The following is a 6,792-nucleotide window of genomic DNA, read 5'->3' on the forward strand; positions in this document are numbered from 1 at the left end:
TAAGGCTAAGTTTTTACTAAAAATAGCAAAAATATTCCTATTCATAGAAATTGAAAGATTTATTCAACAGTCTTTCATATTTCAAGCTTACTTGTATAAACTATGGTTATTAATACTAACTTTTATAGTATAGCTTTTTAACTAGTTAAACAAACTATACTTAACCTCTTAATATATGAATAAATAATTAGCATGAATATAAAAAAGGAGTACCCAAAACTATTCTAACATTATTTTTTTTAAACAAATTAACTATTTTTTATAGTTATAACTGCTGGGATAATTAAAGCTATAACAAGCCCAACGATTAAAAGCATATCAAATTTAAATATAGACATATCAACACTATCTATAGGAATAAATCCAACAATTATAGCAATCACACACTCAATACATCCGAATATTGCCATTACTATAGTACCAATTGATCCTCTAAATATTTCATATTGTCCCTCTTGTAGAGGTTGGCTGATTTTCAACTTAACAGCAGTTATAAACATTAGAATATAAGCGATAACAGCTAATTGTGCAGTTAAATCACTAAGATACCAATATGCTTCATTTACAGATGGCATAAAGATATATGAAAAACAAAATACTGTAAAAACTAGTGCTTGAGTAATTAGCATTGTATCTGGAGCATCATTTTTATTAGTTCTGCCAAAAATTTGTGGCAGGATATTATCATTACTCACCACCATAAATGCTCGTGATAATCCCATAATCCAAGCAGATGTTGTCGTAAATGCTCCAAAGATTAATGTAATAGCAATAATATAAGTCATCCATGGCATATTAATCTGATTAAAGAAATAATGAAATGACACCATTAATCCAGTAACAATATCTACATCACCAATTTGAAGTTGACTGCTTACTAAGATAACAGCAATATTTGATAAAATTAGAGAACCTAAAATAACAGAACCTGAGATTAATAGTGCTCTTGGAAAGTTCTTCTTAGCATTTTTAACATTTGCAGCATGTATAGCGCTCATTTCAAGACCGAATAAACTAAACATTACCGTTATAAACAAACCCCAGCTGCTTATATTATTTCCTGATGGAATAAAATCAGAAACACTTGGTAATACAATTTCAGAGCCATGTGAGAATGACCATATAACAGCTATTATTATAATTATAAACATAGGTAATAATGTACCAATAATAGCACCTAAAGTACTTACAGTACTTGATGTTTTAACGCCAAATAAATTAATAGCTGTCGCACTCCAAAACATTACTAAACTCATTGATATCATATACCATGGATTAGCCACTAACTCATTTGCATTTTGTCCTGTTAGAGGGGCTATTACATAAGCTATAACTCCCGCAAAAAAACCGCAAATAGAAGGAAACCAAACTAAGTTATAAACCCATTGTAGCCAAATAACTAAAAAGCCTAACCTTTTACCAAAAGCTTTTTTGACCCATATATAAATACCGCCTGTCTCTTGTGATGATCCTGTAGACATTTCAGCAGTTAATAACGCACAAGGAATTAAAAAGAAAATCCCAGCCAATACATAAAAAGTCACAACAATCCATCCTGCTTGAGCCGTGATAGATATATTTCTTAGACTGTCCACTGCAATGATATTTATCATTACTAGCCTTATTAAGCCAAATTTTTTACTACTTACGATTTGTTCCATTGCTTATTTTTTCTTTAGAAAATAACGCGCTTTAGTATATACTTAAAGTAATTTTTTAACAACTAAAGTTGATTTTTACTCTCATGAAATTAAAGCTTTTTGCTATTGGTGCTTTATTAAGTATTACAGGCTTATGTTATGCTGATGATGATTCTTATATTTGTAGCAATAAAATATTAAAAACTCCTATTACACCAACAGATGAGAAGACTCCTCTTAACTTTACAAACTGGGCAGATTATATATCACCAGATATAATTCCATGCTTCTCAAAACTTTCTAATACTAGAGTAAAATATATATATACATCCGATGATAATATGACTAGGGCAAAAGTAATGACAGGGTCATCTGGTTTTGACATTATTGAACAAGGTGCTTTATATTTAAATAGTGAGATAGCATCAAATGCTCTTATAGAATTAGATAAATCAAAATTACCAAATTTAAAGTATCGTAATAAAGCTATATATGACAAAGTTTCTGAAATAAATGATCCAGGCAATAAATATGCTGTTGTCTATAGTTATGGAACTACAGGTCTAGCATATAATAAACAAGAGATAGAAAAAGTCTTAGGAAAAGGAGTTGTTCCTAATAGCTGGGAATATGTTTTTAATAAAAAATATCTTAAGAAAGTCTCTAAATGTGGAGTTTCTCTACTTGATGAACCTGAACAAATATTTGGTAATTATTTTTATTATCATGGTATTGATCCAAATACAAATAGTAAGGCAGAATATGAAAAAGCTGCTTTAGATATTATCAAAAATATTCGCCCTTATATTAAGTATTTTGATAGTAATAAATATCAAAATGATTTTACAGCAGGAAATCTATGCTTAGTAATGGGATACTCTGGAGATGTAGTACGTTCAGTTATAAGAGCAAAAGAGATCAATCCTAGTATAACTCTTGCTTATGTAATTCCTAAAGAAGGTACAAATATTTGGTTTGACATGCTGATGATTCCTAAAGGAGCTAAAGATTTAGATAAGGCTTATGCTCTGATGAACTATACATTAGATCCATATGTAGCTGCGCAAAATAGTAATTATATATATCAGCCGAATGGTGTAACACAAAATGAAAAATATATGAATAAGATATTTGATGATACAAATATCAGACCTACTGATGATATGATTAAAAAAATGTATGTCTTAAATATCCATGATGCTAAGATGCAAAGTTTTATAAGCAGAATGTGGATGAATGTCAAATATGGTATAGAGTTTAAACCTAAATACTATAAACCTGATCAAAAATAATAATTCATATTCTACTCACAAAATACGATATTTTAATCTTTTACTGTTACTATAATAGATGTTATACTTTTGAATAACTTTTATAAACATCTTCTTTCCAGCGAGATCATTTGCTAACAAAACATCTAAGCTTAAGCTACTGTATCATAATAAAAATATCACAAAATTAATAACTATAGATACAATAATATTCCATTAAAGTAACGCAGATATTAATTCATCATAAAAATAATTACAATCTCCATAATAATAACAGGATAGCATATTTTCAACATTAACTTGACCATTCCAATAAGATATTCTATTTAGAAGATCTATGTACATATCATTTTCTGTTTTAGCTTTACTTCTAATTTCTCTTACCCAATCTAAACTCAAACCTGGGATACCTTCAAAGAGATATTTCTGATTTTGAGTGACTTCATATTTAAATAATGACTTAGCAGACTTAGTTATTTTTATATCCCTAAAATTATTTTGTGCCATCTCTTGCCCAGTACGATTAATAGGCAATATTGTTATTAACTTTTGAAATATATCAACTAATTTAATATCTTCTGGAGATTTTCCTTCTTTTATGCAAATATTAAGATAAGAAATCACATGCTTAAAACACAATTTTTTTTCATCCTTATCAAACTTAAGCATATAAATAAAATTGGTAGATAACGATAAACTCTGTTCTAATTTAGAAATAAAGTCTCTAAAACTTATAAGCAGTTTAATTCTGTCAATGGATAAATTTGAATTTTCTGACAATTCATATAAACTATTTATATCCTTATTTTTTGGCAAATATAAATTAAGTCGAAATTCAATTTCTGATTTACTAATAGGGTATTTAGCTAACAAATGGTAATCTTCTATCTGATAGATATACTCTATAATCGATTGCTCTTTAGCATTAAGATTTTGAAAGTCTGATTTTATTTTAGATATTAAGGCATTTAATAGATTATCTAAAAGCTCTTGGGTAAAAGGTTTTAATTTACATTTTTTTGATCTCACAAATAATGGAAGTGATAACCCTAATTTATTTTTAATATATAAGTAACAATAAAGTAATGACAAATATGCATTATACAAACTTTTATCTATATCTATACATACTCCAATAAGAGCCTCTTTATTTAATCCTACTAATAATTCATTAAAGCTATGACGGTTTTGCATCAAAGCCTCGCCCATTGATTTTTCACGTAACTTTTTAAAAGATATATACTTTTGTGGATTATCAGACAAAATAGACTCTTCTCCCAACCACCATCGAGTATTAGTATAAGCATTTTCATCAAATACATATTTATTATCTTTATTATTAACCAAATCATAATTATACATAGTAATTATATAATCTTCTCCTAATACATCCCCAAATAAAGAATGAAAAACTTGAGTATCACCATTTGGAGACAATAATGTAACACTTCTTTTTTTAGTGCTATTTTTTAATTCACCATTTTTATTTAGTGCACTACCTCTAATTTCACTCACCTCTCTACGACTTATTTCGCCAGTAGCGGGATTACAGTATATACTTCTATCTCTTTTATGATCCCACATATCTAAATAACGAGTTGTCGCTGGATATTTTAATGACTCAATCTCTTTTGAAAAATGCCCATGATCAATATACACTGATCTAATTAGAGCATAACCTTCCCTACATATTTTAAATACCATTTTATATTTTTGGAAAGAATCAATATAGTTTTGTTTAATTATAGTATCAAAATCACTCAATCGATTATTGAATACTTCATGCGGGGATAATCTATTTTTTTCTCTTTGATATTGATTAATAAGATCTAATAATCTTTTATCGAAAGGATAAATATCCTTACAGAAACTTACATTAAAAGAATATTTCATACCGAAAGATTTTGAAGATGTCATTATTTCATGTATTGAGTGATCATAAGGTAGTCTCATAAATGTAATATAAGCCATACGAAGTATATATAATTCAGAATAGTTTGGCTTAAGATCACTATCAATTCCGATACCAACTAATCCAGCCATAGTTAAAGACTGATCTAATGTTCCCGATATTCCAGATGGTAATTTCATATTATAAAAAATAGATCTATTTATAAAATTTTGAATATCTTTATCATCAGTAACTTTTAATTTGAACAATGTACTACCACTTGAGTATGTAGCATCATCAGGTTTACTAATATCTACAAAATTTCCTTTTAAACCAAGAGATTCTTTGCTTGATAAAGGATACTTAGATGTATGTCTATTGTAAGTTTTTATACTAATATGGTCTTTATCTGTAGTTTTTCCTTCGCTTAAATTATTATATTTTTTTTTATACAATCTATTTGAAGTAACTAAAGATCTCATTTTTTTATTCAAAATTGCATAAGAGCCATATCTAAAAATAGGAGGGAGATAATTTAGTTCATCCTTTTTATATGATATTAATAAGTCAATAAAATTATCATCAATTTGCCATTTGTAATTTTTATCTTTAAGGTAATTATTAATATATGCCCTCATATAAGTATCTTCTATTATTTCATTACAAAAATGATTTAACATATAAACAAAATACATGCGACATCTAAATTCGGATAATACATTTCCCGAATTATTAAAGCCTTTCTCAAAAGAATTTACCCATACTTGTGGATTAGTTCCCATACTACCATAAGCATTATTAAGATTTCCATCTCCTATTATTCTATATTGAATTTCTTTTATAAGACATTGATTAAAGTTACCATTAAACACTTCCTTTCTAAATAAATTTTCCTTTATAATATTTATTTTTTCTCTCTTATTATATATATATATGGATAAATTATGAATTATCTCTACTCTTCTTAATTTTAAATATATATTATTGAGTGATGATTTGTTTCCTATGATAAAACTACTTGAGTTAAACTCATTAACTCTTCTTAATATCATTTTAAAATCTTTACTTATAGATTTAATAGGTCTTTCTTCAATATTTAAAATTGAATTTTCTATAAAAACTTTACTATCATTAGGTGAGAAATTATTTTCTAAAATAATACGCCCAAAATAATCTAATATTTTTATTTCATTTGAATCTAGCTCCATTATTTTAGATTTATGAAAATCTTCTACTAACTCTTGCATTATAATAGTAATATTATCAATAGTTAAATGAGCAAAGTCACGTAATAAAAGAATAGTTTTAGATAAAAGCCCTACATCAATACCACAATTTTCTAACTCTCCTCTGATAACTTCATTATTCTCACCAAGGCTATTAATTATTGATGAGAATGTCTTTTGATTCTGCTCACATTGAGATATTGAATACCAATTTAACACAAGAGAGTCTATATCTTTAAATGTAAATCCATGTTGTTTTAGCACCCCAACGTTAGGTGAAACATACATACAAATCTTATTATGGGAAATATATGAGCAATAACCTTTTAATAATTGATAAAATCTATTACTAAGCTTTCTAGCATAATTCAATAATGTATAATTTGTTTCAGATAAGTAAAGATTAATAATGGCATCTACTATTGATTCATCAATAGTATCCATAGATTTATTATATTCTGCGTAAAGTAGCTTATTTATCTCTATATTGTTAGAATATAAGTTAAAATCAATATCTTTATCAAAGTCTAAATCTGCATTTTTATTCCACTGATCTTTCATGTAGTTTCTACTACTTTAAATACTTTAAAACAAATATATAAGAAAAATGTATATATATTTTTTACATATTGTAAAAATTTGTAACAATACAAAAGCTTATATACACTATGTTCTTTATATAGTTTTAGGGGCTGTTCTAGATAACTAAGTTATGTTAGGATGGTTTTGATGAGAAAAAGTAGATTAAGTTCATACAAACAAGA

Annotated in this window: 3 protein-coding genes; 1 reads left to right on the forward strand and 2 read right to left on the reverse strand. The window is 27.0% G+C overall.

Annotated elements, in window-relative coordinates; all coding sequences use genetic code 11:
* Window positions 1–248: 248 nt before the first annotated feature.
* Entirely contained in the window at window positions 249–1,661 is a 1,413-nt protein-coding gene (gene gadC / locus R8535_RS10360; protein WP_329499011.1) for a glutamate transporter GadC, read from the reverse strand.
* A gap of 83 nt (window positions 1,662–1,744) precedes the next feature.
* Between gadC and R8535_RS10365 the strand changes: the two genes are divergently transcribed.
* The gene (locus tag R8535_RS10365) at window positions 1,745–2,932 is read left to right on the forward strand and encodes a polyamine ABC transporter substrate-binding protein (protein WP_329499013.1); all 1,188 of its coding nucleotides are present in this window, start codon (window positions 1,745–1,747) and stop codon (window positions 2,930–2,932) included.
* A gap of 195 nt (window positions 2,933–3,127) precedes the next feature.
* Here R8535_RS10365 and R8535_RS10370 read toward each other — a convergent pair whose 3' ends face one another.
* On the reverse strand, window positions 3,128–6,589 hold the full coding sequence (locus tag R8535_RS10370) for a hypothetical protein (RefSeq protein WP_329499015.1): 3,462 nt from the start codon (window positions 6,587–6,589) through the stop codon (window positions 3,128–3,130).
* Between the last annotated feature and the right edge of the window lie 203 nt (window positions 6,590–6,792).

The organism is Francisella sp. 19S2-4, from assembly GCF_036281795.1.
Lineage (GTDB): Bacteria > Pseudomonadota > Gammaproteobacteria > Francisellales > Francisellaceae > Francisella.

Bases quoted from the DNA above. Each gene is read 5' to 3' on its own strand.
- gadC (WP_329499011.1), bottom strand. From the start codon at position 1,661: ATGGAACAAATCGTAAGTAGTAAAAAATTTGGCTTAATAAGGCTAGTA.
- R8535_RS10365 (WP_329499013.1), top strand. From the start codon at position 1,745: ATGAAATTAAAGCTTTTTGCTATTGGTGCTTTATTAAGTATTACAGGC.
- R8535_RS10370 (WP_329499015.1), bottom strand. From the start codon at position 6,589: ATGAAAGATCAGTGGAATAAAAATGCAGATTTAGACTTTGATAAAGAT.